The sequence below is a fragment of the Corynebacterium simulans genome (genome assembly GCF_001586215.1).
Taxonomy (GTDB): Bacteria; Actinomycetota; Actinomycetes; order Mycobacteriales; family Mycobacteriaceae; genus Corynebacterium; species Corynebacterium simulans.
The window spans coordinates 1,008,702-1,028,085 of the sequence record NZ_CP014634.1 but is presented as its reverse complement, the minus strand read 5'-3'; the positions used below and the strand labels follow the sequence as shown (position 1 = coordinate 1,028,085).

19 protein-coding genes and 4 tRNA genes are annotated in these 19,384 nt (G+C 60.3%); 20 read left to right on the top strand and 3 right to left on the bottom strand.

The window, feature by feature from the left end; genetic code table 11:
* Positions 1-18 precede the first annotated feature (18 nt).
* From menD to WM42_RS04850, 4 genes are read left to right on the top strand one after another with little or no spacing between them, the layout of a single operon-like run.
* Positions 19-1,644: a 2-succinyl-5-enolpyruvyl-6-hydroxy-3-cyclohexene-1-carboxylic-acid synthase gene (gene menD, locus WM42_RS04865; protein ID WP_062035943.1), complete on the top strand. Its 1,626-nt coding sequence runs from the start codon at positions 19-21 to the stop codon at positions 1,642-1,644.
* A 15-nt stretch (positions 1,645-1,659) separates the two neighbouring features.
* Positions 1,660-2,184, top strand: coding sequence for a DUF3592 domain-containing protein (locus WM42_RS04860; RefSeq protein WP_235591320.1), 525 nt, complete (start codon positions 1,660-1,662; stop codon positions 2,182-2,184).
* A 23-nt stretch (positions 2,185-2,207) separates the two neighbouring features.
* Complete coding sequence (locus WM42_RS04855) at positions 2,208-3,404, top strand: glycosyltransferase family 4 protein (RefSeq protein ID WP_061920433.1); 1,197 nt, start codon at positions 2,208-2,210, stop codon at positions 3,402-3,404.
* Between the two features lie 11 nt (positions 3,405-3,415).
* A complete protein-coding gene (locus WM42_RS04850) occupies positions 3,416-4,108 on the top strand; it encodes a demethylmenaquinone methyltransferase (RefSeq protein WP_061920436.1) in 693 nt (230 codons plus the stop codon).
* A gap of 102 nt (positions 4,109-4,210) precedes the next feature.
* On the opposite strand, the gene WM42_RS04845 is transcribed toward WM42_RS04850, so the two are convergent.
* Complete coding sequence (locus WM42_RS04845; RefSeq protein ID WP_062035940.1) at positions 4,211-5,470, bottom strand: geranylgeranyl reductase family protein; 1,260 nt, start codon at positions 5,468-5,470, stop codon at positions 4,211-4,213.
* A gap of 99 nt (positions 5,471-5,569) precedes the next feature.
* Here WM42_RS04845 and WM42_RS04840 point away from each other — a divergent pair, with 99 nt between their 5' ends.
* From WM42_RS04840 to rplA, 9 genes are all read left to right on the top strand, one after another.
* Positions 5,570-6,574 (top strand): polyprenyl synthetase family protein, encoded by a 1,005-nt coding sequence (locus tag WM42_RS04840; RefSeq protein ID WP_062035937.1) that lies wholly within the window; start codon positions 5,570-5,572, stop codon positions 6,572-6,574.
* 86 nt (positions 6,575-6,660) lie between these two features.
* Positions 6,661-6,742: transfer RNA gene (locus WM42_RS04835), tRNA-Tyr, on the top strand.
* A 251-nt stretch (positions 6,743-6,993) separates the two neighbouring features.
* Positions 6,994-7,069, top strand: a tRNA-Thr gene (locus WM42_RS04830).
* A gap of 30 nt (positions 7,070-7,099) precedes the next feature.
* Positions 7,100-7,171, top strand: a tRNA-Met gene (locus WM42_RS04825).
* Between the two features lie 129 nt (positions 7,172-7,300).
* A tRNA-Trp gene (locus WM42_RS04820) sits at positions 7,301-7,376 on the top strand.
* A gap of 25 nt (positions 7,377-7,401) precedes the next feature.
* On the top strand, positions 7,402-7,734 hold the full coding sequence (secE, locus tag WM42_RS04815; RefSeq protein ID WP_062035935.1) for a preprotein translocase subunit SecE: 333 nt from the start codon (positions 7,402-7,404) through the stop codon (positions 7,732-7,734).
* A gap of 195 nt (positions 7,735-7,929) precedes the next feature.
* Positions 7,930-8,781, top strand: a complete 852-nt coding sequence (nusG, locus tag WM42_RS04810; protein WP_062035933.1) for a transcription termination/antitermination protein NusG — start codon at positions 7,930-7,932, stop codon at positions 8,779-8,781.
* Between the two features lie 209 nt (positions 8,782-8,990).
* Positions 8,991-9,434 carry a 50S ribosomal protein L11 gene (gene rplK, locus WM42_RS04805; RefSeq protein WP_061920442.1) on the top strand — a complete coding sequence of 148 codons (444 nt, stop codon included), beginning with the start codon at positions 8,991-8,993 and terminating at the stop codon, positions 9,432-9,434.
* 103 nt (positions 9,435-9,537) lie between these two features.
* Positions 9,538-10,242, top strand: coding sequence for a 50S ribosomal protein L1 (gene rplA / locus WM42_RS04800; protein WP_061920443.1), 705 nt, complete (start codon positions 9,538-9,540; stop codon positions 10,240-10,242).
* Positions 10,243-10,621: 379 nt separating this feature from the next.
* Here rplA and WM42_RS04795 read toward each other — a convergent pair whose 3' ends face one another.
* Together WM42_RS04795 and WM42_RS04790 are read right to left on the bottom strand one after the other, a co-directional pair.
* Positions 10,622-11,959, bottom strand: a complete 1,338-nt coding sequence (locus WM42_RS04795) for a cryptochrome/photolyase family protein (protein WP_062035930.1) — start codon at positions 11,957-11,959, stop codon at positions 10,622-10,624.
* A 72-nt stretch (positions 11,960-12,031) separates the two neighbouring features.
* Positions 12,032-12,808, bottom strand: coding sequence for a siderophore-interacting protein (locus WM42_RS04790; protein WP_235591344.1), 777 nt, complete (start codon positions 12,806-12,808; stop codon positions 12,032-12,034).
* 141 nt (positions 12,809-12,949) lie between these two features.
* Between WM42_RS04790 and WM42_RS04785 the strand changes: the two genes are divergently transcribed.
* The 7 genes from WM42_RS04785 (at position 12,950) to pgfA (ending at position 19,204) form a co-directional block, all read left to right on the top strand.
* Positions 12,950-13,894: an ABC transporter substrate-binding protein gene (locus tag WM42_RS04785; protein ID WP_062035925.1), complete on the top strand. Its 945-nt coding sequence runs from the start codon at positions 12,950-12,952 to the stop codon at positions 13,892-13,894.
* Positions 13,895-14,962: a FecCD family ABC transporter permease gene (locus tag WM42_RS04780; protein ID WP_082778544.1), complete on the top strand. Its 1,068-nt coding sequence runs from the start codon at positions 13,895-13,897 to the stop codon at positions 14,960-14,962. It begins immediately after the preceding gene.
* The gene (locus tag WM42_RS04775; RefSeq protein WP_062035923.1) at positions 14,959-16,011 is read left to right on the top strand and encodes a FecCD family ABC transporter permease; all 1,053 of its coding nucleotides are present in this window, start codon (positions 14,959-14,961) and stop codon (positions 16,009-16,011) included. The genes WM42_RS04780 and WM42_RS04775 overlap by 4 nt, the downstream gene beginning before the upstream one ends.
* Positions 16,012-16,017: 6 nt before the next feature.
* On the top strand, positions 16,018-16,812 hold the full coding sequence (locus WM42_RS04770) for an ABC transporter ATP-binding protein (protein ID WP_061920452.1): 795 nt from the start codon (positions 16,018-16,020) through the stop codon (positions 16,810-16,812).
* 318 nt (positions 16,813-17,130) lie between these two features.
* Positions 17,131-17,652, top strand: coding sequence for a 50S ribosomal protein L10 (gene rplJ / locus WM42_RS04765; RefSeq protein ID WP_062035921.1), 522 nt, complete (start codon positions 17,131-17,133; stop codon positions 17,650-17,652).
* 79 nt (positions 17,653-17,731) lie between these two features.
* Positions 17,732-18,118 carry a 50S ribosomal protein L7/L12 gene (rplL, locus tag WM42_RS04760; RefSeq protein WP_062039172.1) on the top strand — a complete coding sequence of 129 codons (387 nt, stop codon included), beginning with the start codon at positions 17,732-17,734 and terminating at the stop codon, positions 18,116-18,118.
* 129 nt (positions 18,119-18,247) lie between these two features.
* A complete protein-coding gene (gene pgfA, locus WM42_RS04755) occupies positions 18,248-19,204 on the top strand; it encodes a cell envelope lipid trafficking protein PgfA (RefSeq protein WP_062035919.1) in 957 nt (318 codons plus the stop codon).
* Positions 19,205-19,384 lie beyond the last annotated feature (180 nt).

The following is a 19,384-nucleotide window of genomic DNA, read 5'->3' as shown; positions in this document are numbered from 1 at the left end:
CTAGTACTATGGAGCACCATGACTGACTCCATGAAGCTGGCGGAGGCGGTGGCTGCGCAATTGGCGCGCCACCTGTCTGACGTCATTATCTGCCCAGGCTCCCGCAACGCGCCGCTTTCTTTGGCGCTGCTGGCTCGCGAGGATATCCGCGTTCACACTCGTTTGGATGAGCGCTCCGCGGCCTTTACCGCCCTGGGCATGGCGCGCGTGCAGCGCCGCCACGTTGGCGTTGTGATGACGTCTGGCACTGCCGTGGCTAACGCATTGCCAGCGATGGTGGAGGCAGCCCACTCGCATACCCCGCTGGCTGTCATCAGCGCTGATCGTCCCGCACGCTTGGTGGGCACGGGCGCTTCTCAGACCATTCAGCAGCAGGGCATTTTCGGCGTCTACGCTGCAACCACCCAGGTGGCTGAGGAAGCAGACATTCCGCAGGTTGCGCAGCGTTTTACTAGTGACCTGCAAGTGCACATCAACGTTGCCTTTGACGTTCCACTTCTCCACGAGTCACTGCCGGAAAAGCCTTCTGATCACACCTCCCGCAAGGCGCCTACGCCGCGACCTGTCAACCACGGCGAGGTCGAGGTTGACTTGAGCAAGAACACGCTCGTTATCGCCGGCGACGAAGCCTGGGAGGTCCAAGGCCTCGAGGACGTCCCGACCATCGCCGAGCCCACCGCGCCGGCACCGTTCCACCCGGTGCACCCAGCGGCGGCTCATATCTTCCGCCGCGCGCAGGTCTCGGCTAACGATTACGTGGTTAACACCAAGGTCGAGCAGGTCATCGTGGTGGGCCATCCTACGCTGCACCGCGGCGTCATGGCGCTTATCAACGACCCAGACATCGAGCTCATCGTTCTTTCCCGCAGCGCCGATTTCACCAATCCGCGTAGCGAGCAAGCCACCTTGGGTACCACGGTCAAGACCACCGGCGAGCCGAGTCGCGAGTGGCTGAAGATCTGCGAGGGCGCTGCTGAGATGGCTTCCTCCGGGGTGCGCGAGGTCCTTGAGAACGAGGAGCTTGGTTTCACCGGCCTGCATGTCGCCGCCGCGGTGGGGGATACCCTCTCCGTCGAAGACACCTTGGTCCTAGGCGCCTCGAACCCGGTCCGTGATGCCTCGCTGGTAGGCCTGCCTTTCGACGGCGTGGATACCTTCTCACCCCGCGGCGCCGCCGGCATAGACGGCACCATCGCACAGGCCATGGGCATCGCGCTGGCCACCCAATCCCGCGAAGCTGATGCATGGCGCGCCCCGCGCGTTATCGCATTGCTTGGCGATGTCACCTTCCTCCACGACGCCACCTCACTTCTTGTTCCAGAAGGCGAGGCCCGCCCGGAAAATCTCACTATCGTGGTGGCCAATGATGACGGCTGCGGCATCTTCGAGCTCCTGGAACAGGGCGCAGAGCCGTTCCGTCCCTCCTTCGAGAAGGCCTTCGGCACACCGCACGGAATGAAACTGGAACAGGTGGCGGAAGCCTTCGGCGCCGAGTACCGCGCGGCGAATACTCCACAGGAGCTTCTCGATACGCTCGCCGAGCTGAAGGAATACTCCACCGGAGTCACCATCGTCGAAGCACACACCACCCGTGAGACTCGCCGCCAGCTGCAGGCGGAGCTGACTGCAAAGGTCGGCCAGTAGGTGGGTGCATTTCCGGTGCGGCCGCCCAAGGCGCCGAAGGCGGCAGTGGCCCCGCGCTACACGCCTGTCGTGTATCGCCGGCGCCTGCATCAGCTCATCATTGCGTTGTACGCGGCGTCGATTGTCGCGATGCTGGGGATGATGGTGGGGGCTTTCTTAAACGATCGCTCCATCGAGTCCAATCCGGGCCGCGCGTTGGCGACGGTCACGGACGTAGGAATCACAAGAACCTACGTCGATTTCCAGGACTCCGAAGGCATCTACCATTCCCCGCAATCCGGCCTGCTTTATCCCACCGGGCTGGGGGAGGGCCAGCAGGTCTGGGTGCTCTACTCGCAAAGTGACCCTGACCTAGTAAAAGTCGAGGGCCGCGAATGGACGCTGTCTATCCTCCCGGCGCTTTCCTCGATGGTCGTGGCCAGCCTGATTGCCGCGGCAGCATGGTGGACGGTGGGATTGAGCACGCGGGCGGCGGAGCGGCGTCGCCAAGCAAATGAAAGTGTTAACCAAAATTTTCCGCAGGCTTCACCGGAATCCTAGGCAAATAGGGGATTATTGAACCCATGCGTGTTGCGATTGTGGCAGAGTCCTTCCTTCCCAACGTCAATGGAGTGACCAACTCCGTGCTGCGTGTGCTTGAGCACCTGGCAGAAACCGGGCACGAGGCCCTTGTCATTGCCCCCGGTGCGCGCGAGGGGCAGGAGGAAATCGCGGATTATCTAGGCTTTCCCATCGTGCGGGTTCCCACCGTGCGCATCCCACTGATTGATTCGCTGCCTGTCGGCGTACCAACCACCGCCGTGGACGAGGCACTGCGGCAGTTCAAGCCCGACATCATCCACCTGGCCAGCCCCTTTGTTCTGGGTGCTGCCGGGGCCTTCTCCGCCCGTCAGCAACGCATTCCGTCGGTGGCGCTCTACCAAACTGACGTCGCCGGTTTCGCTACCAAGTACCACGCTTCCGCGCTGGCTTATGCCACCTGGGAGTGGCTGCGCACCATCCACAACGCCTGCCAGATGACGCTCGCGCCTTCCTCGTTGACCATCCGCGATTTGGAAGATCACAACATCAAAAATGTGCGCCACTGGGGCCGCGGTGTGGATGCGGAGCGTTTCCACCCGTCTAAGCGCTCCGCGCAGTTGCGCAAGCAGTGGGGCGCAGACGGCAAGAAGGTCGTGGGTTTCGTTGGCCGTCTTGCTGCAGAAAAGGGCGTGCACCGTCTGGCTGCGCTGAATGATCGCTCCGATATTCAGCTGGTCATCGTTGGCGATGGCCCAGAGCGTCCACTGCTGGAGGCACAGCTGCCCAACGCTTACTTCACGGGCGCGCTCGGCGGCGACGAGTTGGCCCAAGCTTATGCCTCTCTCGACGTCTTCGTTCACGCGGGCGAATTCGAAACCTTCTGCCAGGCCATTCAGGAGGCGCAGGCTTCCGGCGTCCCCACGATTGGGCCGCGCGCCGGAGGCCCAGTGGATCTCATTCAGGAGGGCTACAACGGGCTGCTTCTCGAAGTCGCGACCTTCGTCGAGGATCTCCCCAACGCCGTCGATGCGCTGCTGAACCCAGAAATCCACGAGGAGTTGCGTGCGAATGCCCGCGAGTCGATTTCTTCCAAGACGTGGAAGGCGCTGTGTGAGCAGCTTCTGGGCTACTACGAGGAGGTCTTGGAAGATACTCGCCGCGTGCCGCTGACCATCCTGGGTCAGCGCCCTGAGCTGCCGCGGTGGGCGGCGCGTGCCCTCGGTGCACGCGTGGCCTAAACTAGCTACTTATGTCAAAGGCAGATCTCGATAAGAAGCCCTTCGACGTTGCGCGCATGTTCGACGCCGTCGGTGCCAAGTATGACATCACTAACACGGTGCTGTCCTTTGGCCAGGATAAGACCTGGCGTAAGCGCACCCGTGAACGCTTGGACTTGCGGCCGGGGGAGAAAGTCCTCGACTTGGCGGCGGGCACGGCTGTGTCGACTGAGGAGCTCGCCAAGTCCGGCGCGTGGTGCGTGGCCTGCGACTTCTCCCGCGGCATGCTGGCCGCCGGTGCACAGCGCGATGTGCCGAAGGTTGCCGGCGACGGCATGCAGTTGCCCTTCGCAGACGAGACCTTCGACGCCGTAACAATCTCTTATGGCCTGCGCAATATCCACGATTTTGAGCTGGGGCTGCGTGAGATGGCTCGCGTAACTAAGCCGGGCGGCCGTATTGCAGTGGCGGAGTTTTCCAAGCCCATCATCCCGGTCTTCGGCACGGTCTACAAGGAATACTTAACCCGCCTGCTGCCGCCGATTGCGAAGCTAGTTTCGTCGAACCCGGAGGCTTATGTCTATCTCGCTGACTCGATTCGCGCCTGGCCCGACCAAGAGGAACTTGCCGCAGCCATCAACCGCAATGGGTGGGAAGGCGCGGGCTGGAAGAACATGACGCTCGGCATCGTGGCGCTGCACTCGGCGACGAAGCCGTTGCGCTAGGCCCAGCAACGCTGGCTCCGGCCCTGCTGAGCACTCACCGAGCCCTCTGCCGAGCTTTGGCCAGGCTCCCCGCAAAAGGACCATCTGGAAAGGCACGCGGGCCTAGAGCGAGTTCCACAGCGGCGTATCGCGCCGCGCCGCCGCTACGCCGCGGCCAGCCAGGCGCCACGCGCGAGCGATGAGGTCGCGGTCTTCTTCTGTGACCAAGTTGCCCATGAGCCGGGCTGCCGCCGGCATCAGCATCCGGCCGACCGGCCCGCGCAGCGCAACTGGGCCCGCGAAAGGCAGGAACTGCGGGTAAGTCAGTAAGCGCGCGGCCGTGCGCGCCAAGACGAAAGCCTCGCCGTACTGCGTCTGCAACAGATCTGGCCAGGCCAGCGTGAAGTCCTTGGTGCCCAACAGCTCGACTGCAAGCTTTGCGGTCTCCAAGCCATAGTCGATGCCCTCGCCATTGAGCGGGTTCACGCAAGCCGCGGCGTCACCAATGAGCATCCAGTTGGCACCGGCCACGTTCGAGACCGCACCGCCCATAGGCAGCAGAGCTGAGGCCACGCGGGTGATTTCGCCTAAGCCCCAGTCCGCGCGCTGCTGCTGCGCGTAGTGAGAAAGCAGCTTCTTGGTGTTGATGCGGGCCGGACGCTGCGCCGTTGAAAGCGCGCCAAGGCCGATGTTGACCTCACCGATTTCCGCACCCAGCGGAAAAATCCAGCCGTAGCCTGGTTGTACCTCGCCGGTTTCCGACTTCAGCTCCACATGCGAGTGCATCCACGGCTCCGCTGCGTGCGTGGAAGTCGCATAACTGCGCGCAGCGATGCCATAGACCTCGTCTTGGTGCCAAGCGCGTCCTAGCTGCTTGCCAAAGGTCGAGCGCACGCCGTCGGCCACGATCACCCACTTGGAACGCACTTCGCGCTCACCAACGCGGAAGCTGGTGAGAGACCCGTTTTCCACCACTGGGGCGGTCGCAGGCGTGCCGGTCCACGTCTTTGCACCTGCAGCCTGTGCGGCCGCAAAGACGAGATTGTCGAACTCGTGGCGCGGCAAAGCCGTGCCCACCGAAGTAGGGTAGCTGGAAGGCCACGGCGCGGTTACCGAGCCGCCATAACCGTGTAGCTTCAAGCCCTTATTGCGATATTGCGCATTAACGTCCAGCCCCAATAGATTCAGCTGATGCATCGCGCGCGGGGTGAGCCCGTCCCCGCAGGTTTTGTCACGGGGGAAAGAAGCGGCGTCGATAAGCAGCGTTTCGTAGCCCGCTTTAGCTGCGTGAATGGCGGCGGCGGAACCTGCCGGCCCTGCGCCGATGATGGCTACGTCTACAAGTTCTGGGTTACCGATCTGCTGCGACATGGGCACTATCATTGCACGCGTTGGCCACCTTGAGTGTGTTTAGGGCCGTGGTATGGACTACGGTAAGTAGCTGATTATCACTGCCATTTTTGAGTTAAAGGAACGCTGTTAATGTCTCACGGCCAGACTCATGCCACTCATGTGGACTTGGGTGACCCGCAGCTAAGCGAGCGCATTGGCGCTGGAATGGCTGCCGTTGAGGAATTGCTGCACCATGAAATTGATCGTGGGCAGGACTTCGTAAAAGAGAAGGTCAGCCACCTTTCGAGTGCAGGCGGAAAGCGTTTTCGTCCAATGATGGCTTTGCTCGCCTCCGAGTTTGGCCAGCGCCCAGCTTCTGCTGAGGTCATTAAAGCCGCCACGGTGGTTGAAATGGTGCACGTCGCAACGCTCTATCACGATGATGTGATGGATGAGGCTGAGCGTCGCCGCGGCGTCGAGTCCGCCAATTTCCGCTGGACCAACTCCGTGGCAATTTTGGCTGGCGACGCCCTCTTGGCGCATGCTTCCCGCCTGATGTCCCAGCTTGATACCCACACGGTTGGACACTTCGCGGAGACTTTCGAGGAGCTGGTCACCGGCCAGATGCGTGAGACCATCGGCGCGGGCGAGGCTAATGCGGTGGATCACTACATGGCGGTTATCCGTGAGAAGACGGCCGTGCTCATTGCGTCTGCTGGCTACCTGGGCGCTTATCATTCCGGTGCTACCTCTGAACAGGCCGCCGCGCTGCGTCAGATTGGCGGTGCAATCGGCATGATATTCCAAATCGTCGACGACATCATTGACATTTTCTCCGACCCGAACGAATCCGGTAAGACCCCGGGCACCGATCTCCGCGAGGGTGTATTTACCCTGCCGGTCCTCTACGCCCTGGAGGAGGAAGGCCCAGTGGGCGACGAACTGCGTGCGCTTTTGACAGGCCCGCTTGCCGACGACGCGTCTGTTGATCACGCCATCGACCTTCTGCGTCGCTCGGGCGGCCGCGAGAAGGCTATGAACGATGTGCATGGCTACCTGCGTGTTGTGGAGGAGCAGCTTTCGGTGCTGCCGGAGTGTGCAGCTAGCGAGGCGCTGCGCCAGTTGGCGGATTACACGGTTCGCCGGGTTGGCTAAGCAGGCACTAAAAGGACTTGTGTCCTGCCGATTTGCATGCCGGTGGGCACTTCGTAGTAAAGTACCTAATCGCACCTCGAGTGCAAGCCAGGTTGCCCGAGCGGCCAAAGGGAGCGGACTGTAAATCCGCCGGCATTGCCTTCAGAAGTTCGAATCTTCTACCTGGCACAATCTAAACCCCGTGGTTTCGACCACGGGGTTTCTTCGTTTTCGCGTCGTGGGTGAAATCTAGCGGTCGTGTTCTTCAAGCTCGCCTCACTCTGCCCCTTGGGCTAAAGGTGTGCGAAAACGTGCGTTTGAAAGAGCTCAAAAACGCAGAGTGAACTGGCGATTTGTGTAATTAGACTAAATCGGGTTAATCTTTTCAAGGCTTCAACGAGAGCACAGCGAACAAAAAGTTCGTTACTCAACGAGGCTGTGCCCCCTTAGCTCAGTCGGCAGAGCGTTTCCATGGTAAGGAAAAGGTCGACAGTTCGATTCTGTCAGGGGGCTCCAATCATGTCTGCATCTAGTGCACATGATTATGGCGGTGTAGCTCAGTGGTAGAGCAAGCGACTCATAATCGCTGTGTCGCGAGTTCAATTCTCGCCATCGCTACCGGGAAAGGAAAGTGCCCCACAACGCGGGCGCTTTTTTACTACCGACTCCGGCCCAAGGGCTGGCGGTTTAGAAGTAAATCGCAGTTCTGGTAGGGTTGTGCATGCTGTCTTTGACAGTTACATGCATAGGGGCGTGGCGCAATTGGTAGCGCAACGGTCTCCAAAACCGTAGGTTGCAGGTTCGAGTCCTGTCGCCCCTGCCAAAACTTTTCCAAGGAGGAACCAGCTGTGAGCGATGAACAGCAGCCGATTAAGTCAGGCGCTTCACGCCCCACCGGTAAGCGCCAGCTCTCCGGTGCAGCTACCACCTCATCGCAGGCGTACACCGACAAGCGAGTTGTACGCGTAGAGGACAAAAAAGATGATGCAACCGTCGGCGGCGGTGTAGCCGCTTTCCCAAGCGAGGTTGCTTCCGAAATGAAGAAGGTCGTCTGGCCAACCGCAAAGGAAATGGTTCAGTACACCGTTATTACCTTCGCCTTCCTCATCGTCCTGACTGCCCTTGTCTGGGGAGTTGACACCCTGTCCGGTCTGGGAGTTGAGAAGATTCTGACTCCTTAGTAGTCTTTTAATACAAGCTTTTATCCCGCTGATTTCACTCGCGAGGCGAGGGAAACGGCGGGATACTTTTTGCCCTAGTGGCTTGGCGGGGCGGCGTTCGTTTAGGGGCCGCAACGCAGGTAGGCTAGGGCGCAGAAAATTCTTGAAGCGCCTGCTTCTTTAAAGCTCGCGCGCGAACGGATGGAGTAAAAGACCATGAGCGACGAGAACAACGTCGAAACGCCAGAAACCTCCCTCGAAGCGGCCCTCATCGGCAACGTACAGGACCAGGCAGCCGAAGCTGTGGCTGATTCCGAGTCCGCGGACGCACCTGCCGCAGAAGGTGCAGAAGCCGCTGAAGGCGCATCTAACGCTGCAGACGCAGAGGCTGCAAGCGCCGCTGAAGCTGAGGGATCCGAGGACGATGACTACCGCCGTCGCTTGCGCCAGTTCACCCGCGAGCTGAAGAAGCAGCCGGGCCAGTGGTACATCATCCAGTGCTACTCCGGCTACGAGAACAAGGTGAAGACCAACCTCGACATGCGCGCCCAGACCCTTGAGGTCGAGGATTCCATCTTCGAGGTTGTCGTTCCGGTCGAGCAGATTCTGGAAAACAAGGACGGCAAGAAGAAGATCGTCAAGCGCAAGCTGCTGCCGGGCTACGTCTTGGTCCGCATGGAGCTTAACGACGCCGCCTGGTCCGTCGTTCGCGAAACCCCTGGTGTGACCTCCTTCGTGGGTAATGAGGGCAATGCGACCCCGGTCAAGATCCGCGACGTCGCCAAGTTCCTCATGCCGAACGAGGCTGCATCGGAGTCCAAGCAAAACGCTGGCGACCAAGACGGCGAGCAGGTCGTCGCAATGCCGGAGAAGGCTGCTGCGAAGGCTTACGCGCACGACTTCGAGGTCGGCGAGGCAGTTACAATCCTCTCCGGCCCGCTGGCATCCGTTTCTGCAACCATCTCCGAGATTGACCCAGAGACCGGTAAGATGCAGGGCTTGGTTTCCATCTTCGGCCGCGAGACTCCAGTCGAGCTTTCCCCGACCGAAATCGAGCGCGTCTCCTAAAACCACTTGGCGCGTAGCCTGGGAAAATGGCAGGCTATGCGATTTGGTAGCAGGGCGCACGGTGTTCTAAGATGAGACGCCGTGCGCCTTTTTGCGTGCACAGACAACTAAACGTTTCTCCCCCGGTGGCCCACTTGAGGTGAGCATCCGGACGGGGCGCTGTTATTCATCGTGGCAGCGCACCGGTAACACAGGAAAGAGGTAATTCGATGGCTCCGAAGAAGAAGGTTTCTGGCTTCATCAAGCTGCAGATCGAGGCTGGCGCTGCTAACCCGGCTCCGCCGGTTGGTCCGGCACTGGGTGCCCACGGCGTCAACATCATGGAGTTCTGCAAGGCTTACAACGCTGCGACTGAGTCCCAGCGTGGCAACGTTGTGCCTGTTGAGATCACCGTTTACGAGGATCGCTCCTTCGATTTCAAGCTGAAGACCCCGCCGGCAGCGAAGCTGCTGTTGAAGGCCGCTGGCATCAAGAAGGGCTCCGGCGTTCCTCACACCGACAAGGTCGGTTCCGTGACCTGGGATCAGTGCAAGGAGATTGCACAGACCAAGTTCGAGGATCTGAACGCTCGCGACATCGAGAACGGTGCTCGCATCATCGCCGGCACTGCTCGTTCCATGGGCATCACCGTCGACGGCATCCCAGCCAAGTAAACAACTTCATCAAAAAATGAGCGGCCATCTCGTGTGGTCGCTCGTGGTAGGGCCAGCTACGGCCCGCCAAGACCACACCAATCCAAGAAAAGGAATTGCTTAAATGAGCACCAACTCTAAGGCTTACAAGGCGGCTGCTGAGCTCGTCGACAAGTCCCGTCAGTACTCTCCGCTGGAGGCTGCAAAGCTCGCCAAGGAGACCTCCTCCAAGAACTTCGACGCTACTGTCGACGTCGTTTTCCGCCTGGGCGTTGACCCACGCAAGGCTGACCAGCTGGTTCGCGGCACCGTTTCCCTGCCTAACGGCACCGGTAAGGACGTTCGTGTAGCCGTCTTCGCAGAGGGCGAGAAGGCTGAGGCAGCTAAGGCTGCAGGCGCTGACATTGTCGGCACCGACGAGCTGATCTCCGCTATCAACGAGGGCAACATCGACTTCGACGTTGCAATCGCTACCCCGGACCAGATGGCTAAGGTCGGCCGCGTTGCACGTGTCCTCGGCCCACGTGGTCTGATGCCGAACCCGAAGACCGGCACCGTCACCGCTGACGTTGCGAAGGCTATCTCCGACGTCAAGGGCGGCAAGATCTCCTTCCGTGTTGACAAGGCTTCCAACCTGCACGCAATCCTGGGCAAGGCTTCCTTCGACGCTGAGAAGCTGGCTGAGAACTACGGCGCTCTCTACGACGAGATCCTGCGTCTGAAGCCATCCTCCGCTAAGGGCCAGTACGTCAAGAAGGTAACCATCTCCACGACCTCCGGTCCTGGCATCCCGGTTGACGCTTCTGTTCAGAAGAACTACGCAGAGTAATTTCTGCTTCTGTTAGTGGTTCGCTTTAAGCGCCGCTGATGGTTCGCCCCGACCGCGTCGCGGTTGGGGCATTCTTTTTGCCTTCTTGCCCTTTTCTAAATTTCAGGAAATTGGCAGGAACGCACAGGGGACTTGCAGGTTGAATTCATTGTCTCGCAAGTTCTATGCCCCATACTTATGTTGTGCGTTTGAGAGAGGCGCATGAGAGATAGAGAGAACACCCTGAGCTTTGCAGGGCGCAGCGGCTTGAGACCCCGCAGCGATATCCAAAGCGCATAGAGAGACATCGAGGGCCCCGGCCGTAAGGTCGGGGCCCTCGATGTTTTCCTGTTGTCTCGCCGGTCTGTCTTGCATGACCGTGTTAGAACACGCTGCGGGCCTAACGGATTTCCTGGTATGCGTCCAAGGCGGCTTGCCGCGACTGCTTGAGGTCCACGATGGGCGGTGGGCTAAGCGGTGGTGCCCACTGGCGCACGTAGGTGCCGTCGGGATCGAATTTGCTGGCTTGCAGCTGCGGGTTGAAGATGCGGAAGAACGGCGAGGCGTCATCGCCGCAGCCAGCGACCCATTGCCAATTGAAGGGATTGGAAGCAGGATCGGCGTCGACAAGCGTGTCCCAGAACCACTCTTCGCCGTGGCGCCAGTGGATGCCGAGGTTCTTCGTCAAAAAGGAGCCCACCACCATGCGCACGCGGTTATGCATGTAGCCGGTGTGCCAGAGCTCGCGCATTCCGGCGTCGACAAGCGGAATGCCGGTCTCGCCCGTGCGCCAGGCTTCTAGTTCCGGCAGGGGATGCGGGCGCGGGTCCTTTCCGGAGGTGTCGATTCCGCCGCCGTCCCAATACCAATCGAAGTCGCGGAACTTGTCTCGCACAGGCTCTGTTGCGAGGTCTGGCACGTGGTACAGGCGATGCCAGGCGAAGTCGCGCCAGAGCAGCTCGGAGCCGAAGCTGGAGGCATCACAGGGCAGCTCGCTGGCGGCCTGCCAGACTTCGCGGACCGAGATTTCGCCGAAGCGCAGGTGCGGTGAGAGCCGGGAGGTAGCCGGCCGGGCGAAGAAGTCACGGTCGCGGTCATAGTGGTCAAGCTCGAGGCCGGCCACCGTTTCCCGGGCGGCGAGTTCGCCGGGGTCCCAGTAGTCCGCGAGACGCTGTTGCCAAGGGAGCGGGGCTTCATCGGGGAAGGGCTCGGAAAGCTCGGCAAAGGCCTGCGCGCCTGGGCCACTAAGCGCAGGGGTGGGCACGGGATCGCCGAGAGGATGGTCATCAAGGTGCTGGCGTGCTGCGCGGGCGAAGGGAGTGTAGCCTTTATAAGGCCTGATGGCGGTGGGCTCAATGAGGAGGTGGCCGGCAAAGGAGTGAGTAGCGATGCCGGACGAGGTGAGGGACTCTTTTACTGCTGCGTCGACATCCCGCACGTGATAGCGGCGGTTCCAGAGCACCGCATCTGGGCCAATCTGGTGGGCAAGGCGGGGAATGGCCGTGCGGGCATCAGCGTCTAGGCGCAACAGTGGAATGTCATGCTCGGCGAGACGGGTGCGCAATTGTGCCAGGGAGCGCTCGCGCCACCACGCCGCCGCACTTCCGAGCGGGCGCGAGCCTGGATAGGCAGGCTCGTCGAGGACGCAGGCAACAACCTCGCCCCGGGAAGCAGCCCAGGTGAGTGCGGGGTTATCGCAAAGGCGCAGGTCATCGCGAAACCAAACAAGGGTGGTCATGGTATCCCAGCATACGGATGCACGGTGAGCGGGCAGAGAGATTGCCATGTAGCGTAGATGCGTGCGAAGGAATTAAGGCCGCGGCTTGCCTTTCATCCAGTACACGGACCAGATAACGTCTTCGCGCGGTACACCCCAGTCATGCACGGCTATCGAGCGCACTGCTTTGGCCAGGTCTCCTTCGCCTGACACCCACACCGAATCCGGCGCTGTATCCGCGGAGAATCGGGATCCAAGAAGCTGGCTAGCGCGCGTGCTGTGTTCCTCGTGCGGGGCGGTGATCATGGCGAGTGAGCGAACCTTGTCGCGCCACGTTTCCTCAAAGCCGTCTTCAACTTCAGCGTCGTCTGCGATCATGGCAACGACGTCGACTGCACCCAAGGTTTCCGGTGACAAGGCTTCGTAGTGCTCGAGGATGTGCCACAGCGCCGGAAGGGCAGAGGCATCTGCGAGCAATAGTTGTGACTTCTTAGGCGCTTGCCACCGCACTTGCCCGGTATATATTCCGGCGGTATCCCCGGGGTGGGCATTGAGGATCCAGCGTGAGCCCGGGCCATTATCGCCATGGGCCACAACGTCGACATCGATGGTGCACGCTTCTTGGTTGAGCTTGCGAATTGTGTACCAGCGTAATGCTGGGCGTATGCTGTCGGGCAATCCGTTGACGGCAGCACGAACATTGGCATCTTCGACTGGGAAAGGGGAGAACTTCTGCCCGTCTTGGGGCATGAGGAGCCCAAAATACTCGTCAGGCCCGGCTAGGGGGTAGTCACTAAAAGCCGGCGAGTGAAAAGTTAAACGGTGCAGCCGCGGCTTGAGGCGGGTGTTCCCGGTGAGGGTAACGGGCAATAAGCGGTGATTCGTCAAGGGAATTGTTCCTAGGTAAAAGAGAAATTCGAAGCCATCATAAAGCGAAGGGTAGGCTAGCCTCAAATAGGTTAGGGGTGCGAATGCTTGCGTGCTCGTTCCCGTTGAAAGAAAGGTTTTTCCATGGTTGCTATCAGCCGGCGCGCAAAAGGCGTGCTCGCGATTGTCTCAGCGGCAGCGATTGCTCTGACAGGGTGCTCGCGCGGAAGTGGCGAGGACAGCACGGGTGCGGACAGTGCTGAGGAGGTGCGCGTTGCCAGCCTAGGGCTGGGTGATGCCGATACCGTGCTGGCACTCGGAATCACTCCGGTTGCCGTAGCACCATGGGGTGCGCAAGGCGACGGTGATGGCTCCGGCGTTGGCCCATGGGCGAAGGAGCTTCTGGGAGATGCCCAGCCCGAGGTGATCTATAACACCGCTTCCGGTTTCACGGCAGAGGTACTTGAGCAGGTCACTGCCTCGGATCCCACACAGATCATCGCCGTGAACCAAGCTGTGGACCAGGAAGCGAAGAAATCCCTCGAGGATATCGCCCCGCTGACCGTGAAGCCCGAAGGTTTCGAAGACTGGCAGATTCCCTGGGAGGAACAAGTCAAGACCATCGCCTCTGCCGTGGACAAGGAAGAGGAGGGGGAGAAGCTTATTGACCAGGCGGAGGACGCCTTCGAGCAGTTCAAGGACTCCCACCCGGAGCTGCAGGGCAAGCGAGCAGCCATCGTCATGCCCTATGAGGGGAAGCTGGGCCTCTACACAGCAGAGGACGGCCGCGGCCAGTTCATTGAGAACCTCGGTTTTGAGATTCCGCAGGAATTGCAGGGTGATGGTTCCAGCTTCTTCGTGGACTATGCCCCGGAAAACTACTCCCAGCTCAACAACGTGGACTACCTGTTCGTCTTGGACTACAACGGCGCGGTCGATGAAATCAAGAAGGATTCCACGTTCCAAGGCCTCGACGTGGTCAAGGATGGCCGCGTTCGCTACCTGGACACGGACACCGGCAATGCGATGAGCATTCCGAACCCGCTGACGATCCCGTGGGCCGTCGACAAGTTCGAAGAGAAGCTCTAAATGCTCGCACTACCGAGGAAGGCTGATGCTATCCACGGTGCTGCGGGTGCGCGCCACGGCGGTGAAGCAGCCGCATTGGATTCGCGGGGAAGAAGCCGCGCACTGCTCACCACGGCCCTAGTTGTGTCGACCCTCCTCCTTTTGCTGTGCTCGCTGGTAGTGGGGTCAAGGACTATCCCGTTTCCGGATCTGTTCGCTGCCCTCCTCCACGGGGGCGAGGCAGATATCGAGAATATCGTGTGGGATTTACGCATCCCCCGCACGTTCGTGGCCTACTTCGCGGGAGCTGCCATCGCGGTATCGGGTGTTATCGCTCAGTCTTGGACTAGGAACCCCTTGGCCGATCCGGGCTTCATTGGTATTACTGCGGGAGCCTCGTTCCTTGTTGCCCTCGGGACAACACTAGGGATCGCCACCTCAACCGGGATGCGGACAGCGCTCGCCCTCCTCGGTGCCGGCTTGGCCACGGCATTAGTGCTGGGTGTGTCCCGCAGGTTTCAGGATCCTTTGACGCTGGTCTTGGTCGGCGCAGGCGTTGCTGCTGCCTTGAGCTCTAGCGCCATGTTGATCGGCCTGTACTCCACGGATGTTCTCGACAGCATGCGCCGGTGGACCATCGGCTCCACGTTTGGGCGCGGCCCAGAGGATGTCGCCATTGCAGGTGTTGGGTTGCTAATCGGGCTTATCATCGCCGCACGAGTGGCGCGCCCGCTCGACCTTTTAGCCATGGGGGAGGAATCCTCGGTGGCACTAGGCGGCTCGCCCACGCTGACGCGGCGCGGTGCTGCCTTGAGCATCGTTGTGCTAGCAGGATGCGCTACCGCGGCGACGGGGCCCATTGCCTTCGTTGGTTTTGCCATCCCCCATCTGCTGCGCCGGTTCACGGGGCCAGAAGTTACCGCGATGGTTGCGCCAGCCGCCTTACTCGGTGGCTGCTCCGTACTCGTTGCGGATATTCTGGGCCGCCTCATCGTGGGTCCCTCCGAGCTGGAGATGTCCATCGTCTTGGCCTTTGTGGGCGCACCATTTCTTATCTGGGCCGTACACCGTGGGGAGCACGAGCTATGAGGGGGTTGCAGAAGGGGGACGTCGTCAAGCATCTGCGTTCCCAAGAGCGGCAGCGCCGGACATGGATATGGGCAGCGACCTGCTTCTTTGTTGTGGTCGCCGCAAGCTCCTATGTCCTCATGCTAGGGCAGGGCCCTGTGGCCTTGAGCCCGGGGCAGGTCCTGGAGATTCTCAACGGCGGGGGAAGCCGCAGCGAAATTCGCGTTGTGTGGGACCTGCGCATGCCGGTAGCGCTAGCGACGCTCATCGTGGGTGCCGCGCTCGGACTGGCGGGGTCGTGGACGCAGTCGATGTCGCGCAATCCGCTGGCCTCTCCCGATATCCTTGGCGTGACTGGTGGTGCGTCCGTCATGGTGGTCCTCGGAACGGTGCTCTCCCGGCCTGTGCTTGCCGAAGGGCTCTCCATGTTCTGGTGGCGGGCCGGGCTCGCGTTGCTGGGTGCCGTGCTAGCAGCCATCCTGCTGGTAGCGCTTGGGGGAATCGGCACGAGCAACCGCATCGTTATCGTCGGAATCGCGCTCTCGCTGCTGTTTCAAGCGCTGGTGGCGTATCTTTTGCGCGCCGCCGAGCTCCTTCGCGCGGCGCAATCGCAGCTGTGGCTGGCGGGAACCACGGGCTTCGTGCGGATGGAGGTCATTGCTCCTCTTCTCGTGGGGTTGACTCCTTTCGTGGTGCTTGGTCTGTGGTGTGCCAGGGAGCTGCCACTTCTTGCGCATGATGATCTCTCGGCCCTTTCCCTCGGAGTTAACATCACGCGAACACGCGCGTTCCTGCTGGTCGCTGCTACGGGAATCTGCGCGGTGACTGTATCCGTGGCCGGCCCCATTGGTTTCATCGCGCTTCTCGCCCCGCATGTGGGGCGCATTGTTGCCCGGACGCCCACGCCTGTGCCGTTGGTTTCTTGCGCTGCTGGCGCCGCCTTGTTGAGTGCGTGCGCTGTGATTGCTGGAGCGTTGCCAATGGACGCTCCAGTGGGTGCAGTCTCCTCCATCATCGGAGGATGTGCCCTGGTCATCTTGGTGTGGAATGCCGCACGGAGGAGAGGATAAAAGCTAGTGAAAGACAGAGAAATTACGGCCACCGGTATCCATGCCGGCTATAAGGACGGCGACGACATCCTGTCCGGCGTTGACTTGGTGGCCCACCCGGGTGAAATCACCACGCTCATTGGGCCTAATGGCTGCGGCAAGTCCACGTTGCTGAAGACCTTGTCTAAAATTCTTCGCCCGCGGCAGGGGAGCGTGCATATCGGCGAGCTAGACGTACATGGCATGAGCCCGAAAGAAGCAGCTACCCACGTGGCGCTTCTTCCACAGCAGCCGACGGCGCCGGACGGGCTGCGGGTGGGCGAGCTTGTAGCGCGCGGGCGCTACCCGCACCTGGGCCGCGGTCGGGGACTGTCTGCGAAGGACCGCGACATCATCGCGCAGGCCTGCGTGGAGACGGGCATTACGGACTTCATCGACCGTGATATCGCGGCGCTCTCGGGTGGCCAACGCCAACGGGTGTGGCTGGCGCTTGCTCTGGCGCAGGACACGCCAGTGCTGCTTCTCGACGAACCCACAACCTTCCTCGACCCAGCCCACGCCATGAGCGTTTTGGAGCTCGTGCGCAAACAGGCCGACGCCGGGAAAACGGTGGTCGTTGTGCTGCACGATCTCATGCTGGCCGGCCAGTACTCCGACACCATGGTGGTCATGAACAACGGCGAGGTCATCGCGCAGGGAACTCCCCAGCAGGCGTTGACGAAAGAAGTGCTGGCAGCCGCCTATGGCATCGACGTCGAGATCTGGGATGACCCGCGAAGCGACGCCCCCGTCATCGTTCCGCGCGGGGTGCTCAGGGACTAAGAATTCTCGTTGGGTGAAACAGGGAGAAGGAAGCCCCGAGAGCCGCGATTTGGAGTTGGCTAGCGTGGCTTGTATAGTTCCTAGCGAAGTTTGAACGGCCTGAAAGGTCGAGTCAAAGTTCACCGAAGACCGTCGGTCATCCGGGAGTCCGGATCGAAGGTTCCTCATCCTAGGGGACGGCCCACGCAGGAGACACTTTGCGATTAATCGCGGCATTCTCTTATGCTGCGCGCCCTGTGCTCTTGCACGGGGCATTTTTTATTGAAGATGTCTCGACGGAAAATCACAGAGATGTTTCGAAAGGAGGCGAAGTAGAACATGGCAAACCCGAAGAACACCGCAGATCTCGCGGAGCTCAAGGAGAAGCTCGCTGGCGCTGAGTCCATCGTGCTGACCGAGTACCGCGGCCTGACCGTTTCTCAGCTCCAGGAGCTGCGTAACAACCTCGGCTTTGACGTTGAGTACTCCGTCGCCAAGAACACCCTCTTCAAGATCGCCGCTAACGAGGCTGGCATCGAAGGTCTTGACGATAAGCTGACTGGCCCGACCGCAATTGCGTTCATCAAGGGCGAGGCAGTGGATGCCGCTAAGGTCATCAAGAAGTTCGCTGATGACAACAAGGCATTCGTCGTCAAGGGCGGCTACATGGATGGCAACGCTCTGTCCGCAGAGCAGGTTGCTGCCATCGCCGAGCTGGACAACCGCGAGACCACTCTCGCAAAGCTTGCCGGCGCTATGAAGGGTTCTATGGCAAAGGCTGCGGCTGCATTCAACGCTCCTGCTACCAAGATGGTCCGCACCGCTGCGGCCCTGCAGGACAAGAAGTCTGCCGAGGCTTAAAGTCGCCAATCAAGGCGCATAAAAATCAACACAAACACAATCTGGGTTGCATCGCAGCCCAAAAGAAAGGATGGCCATCATGGCTAAGCTCACCAAGGACGAGCTCATTGAAGCTTTCAAGGAAATGACCCTCATCGAGCTCTCCGAGTTCGTTAAGGAATTCGAAGAGGTCTTCGACGTTGAGGCTGCTGCTCCGGTTGCAGTTGCAGCTGCAGGCGCACCGGCTGCTGGTGGCGCTGCTGAGGAAGAGAAGGACGAGTTCGACGTCGTTCTGACCGACGCTGGCGCAAAGAAGATCGGCGTCATCAAGGTTGTCCGCGAGATCGTCTCCGGCCTGGGCCTGAAGGAAGCTAAGGAGCTCGTCGAGGGCGCACCGAAGGCTATCCTCGAGGGTGCTTCCAAGGACGACGCTGAGGCTGCTAAGGCTAAGCTGGAAGAGGCTGGCGCTTCTGTCGAGCTCAAGTAATTTTACTTGGCTTACAACCCCGTTTCCCCGCTGGGAGACGGGGTTGTTCCCGTTTTGGAGGTGTTTGTCCTTCCCCGCCCCGCGTGCAGATTCCAGCCTCCGCGTCCGCGACCTGTAGAATAATCCACCATGCTGCCCAAATCCCGAATCTTTTCTGTGCTGCTTCTAGGCCTCGGCGTTGCGCTAATGGCCGCAGGTATCGCGGCGCCGAAGTTCTTGAGCTTCGAACCGCGCATTCCTTTGGATTTGCAGCACACCACGTGGACGCTGCACGACGATTCCGCCAAGTCGCAGGTAGTGACAGGGGAGGGCACGAGTCCTTACGAGGGGCCAATGACTTATCAGCTCAACATGGACATTCAAGATCCTTCAGATAAAGAGCAGGCCACGCTCCGCATCGGTGAGTCGGCCATGCGCGGAGATAGCGGCAAGGTTGAGGATCTTTCCATGGCGCGCGTGTGGAGCTACTCCATGGACCGCCTGAGCGGTGACGCGCTTGGCGACGCCTCCCTTACCCACACCCTGGGCAGCCCTACCGCGCAGGTCACCGTCGATGGTGTGTGGCTAAAGTTCCCAGCAGCAACCGAGCAGACTACGTATCCAGTATTTGATCCCTATCTGCGCAAGGCTGCCGATGCAGTCTTCGAAGAGGAGATGGAAATCGAGGGGCGCACCGTCTATCGCTTCCACCAAGAAGTTGAGCCGACTAACCTCGCGACCTTGTACCCAGGACAGACCACTACCACCTTGCACAATGAAGATGATTCGACCGAGCAGGGTTACCTATTCCACAAAGCGACACGCGATTTCTACGTCGATCAGGTAACCGGCATGGTAGTAGGAATGGACGTGGCCATCGATGACTATTGGGGCGACCGCAGTGGTGCTGGCCGCGAAACCCAATTCATGTTTGAGGGCAAGACCTCTGACGAGGATCGCGCCGTCTTCCTCGCACAAGCCGCGGAATTCCCCAAGCCTGCCTTTGCCACCATGGTTCGCTGGGCCGTCTTGGGCCTAGGCGCGGTGCTGACTCTCATCGGTTTGGCTGGGGCATTGGGTGCTTTCCAGAAACGCCGCCGCAAGTAGCATGCTGATTTCGCCTTTACACGGTGGAAATTTTCCTATAAGCTATTTCGTTGCGCTGGAATCTGGATCTTCGGTGCACATTTAGCCTTTCAAGTAGGTGATGGCAAAACCGACTTGACAAGGTGATTTTGTGCATTCTGAACCCAGACAATCCACAGCAGACCGAATGCTAAATTTACC

Coding starts and splice junctions, on each gene's coding strand:
- WM42_RS04780 (WP_082778544.1), top strand. CDS start 13,895: ATGCTCGCACTACCGAGGAAGGCTGATGCTATCCACGGTGCTGCGGGT.
- rplA (WP_061920443.1), top strand. CDS start 9,538: ATGAGCACCAACTCTAAGGCTTACAAGGCGGCTGCTGAGCTCGTCGAC.
- nusG (WP_062035933.1), top strand. CDS start 7,930: ATGAGCGACGAGAACAACGTCGAAACGCCAGAAACCTCCCTCGAAGCG.
- WM42_RS04795 (WP_062035930.1), bottom strand. CDS start 11,959: ATGACCACCCTTGTTTGGTTTCGCGATGACCTGCGCCTTTGCGATAAC.
- pgfA (WP_062035919.1), top strand. CDS start 18,248: ATGCTGCCCAAATCCCGAATCTTTTCTGTGCTGCTTCTAGGCCTCGGC.
- WM42_RS04845 (WP_062035940.1), bottom strand. CDS start 5,470: ATGATAGTGCCCATGTCGCAGCAGATCGGTAACCCAGAACTTGTAGAC.
- rplL (WP_062039172.1), top strand. CDS start 17,732: ATGGCTAAGCTCACCAAGGACGAGCTCATTGAAGCTTTCAAGGAAATG.
- WM42_RS04850 (WP_061920436.1), top strand. CDS start 3,416: ATGTCAAAGGCAGATCTCGATAAGAAGCCCTTCGACGTTGCGCGCATG.
- rplK (WP_061920442.1), top strand. CDS start 8,991: ATGGCTCCGAAGAAGAAGGTTTCTGGCTTCATCAAGCTGCAGATCGAG.
- WM42_RS04855 (WP_061920433.1), top strand. CDS start 2,208: ATGCGTGTTGCGATTGTGGCAGAGTCCTTCCTTCCCAACGTCAATGGA.
- rplJ (WP_062035921.1), top strand. CDS start 17,131: ATGGCAAACCCGAAGAACACCGCAGATCTCGCGGAGCTCAAGGAGAAG.
- WM42_RS04785 (WP_062035925.1), top strand. CDS start 12,950: ATGGTTGCTATCAGCCGGCGCGCAAAAGGCGTGCTCGCGATTGTCTCA.
- WM42_RS04775 (WP_062035923.1), top strand. CDS start 14,959: ATGAGGGGGTTGCAGAAGGGGGACGTCGTCAAGCATCTGCGTTCCCAA.
- menD (WP_062035943.1), top strand. CDS start 19: ATGACTGACTCCATGAAGCTGGCGGAGGCGGTGGCTGCGCAATTGGCG.
- WM42_RS04840 (WP_062035937.1), top strand. CDS start 5,570: ATGTCTCACGGCCAGACTCATGCCACTCATGTGGACTTGGGTGACCCG.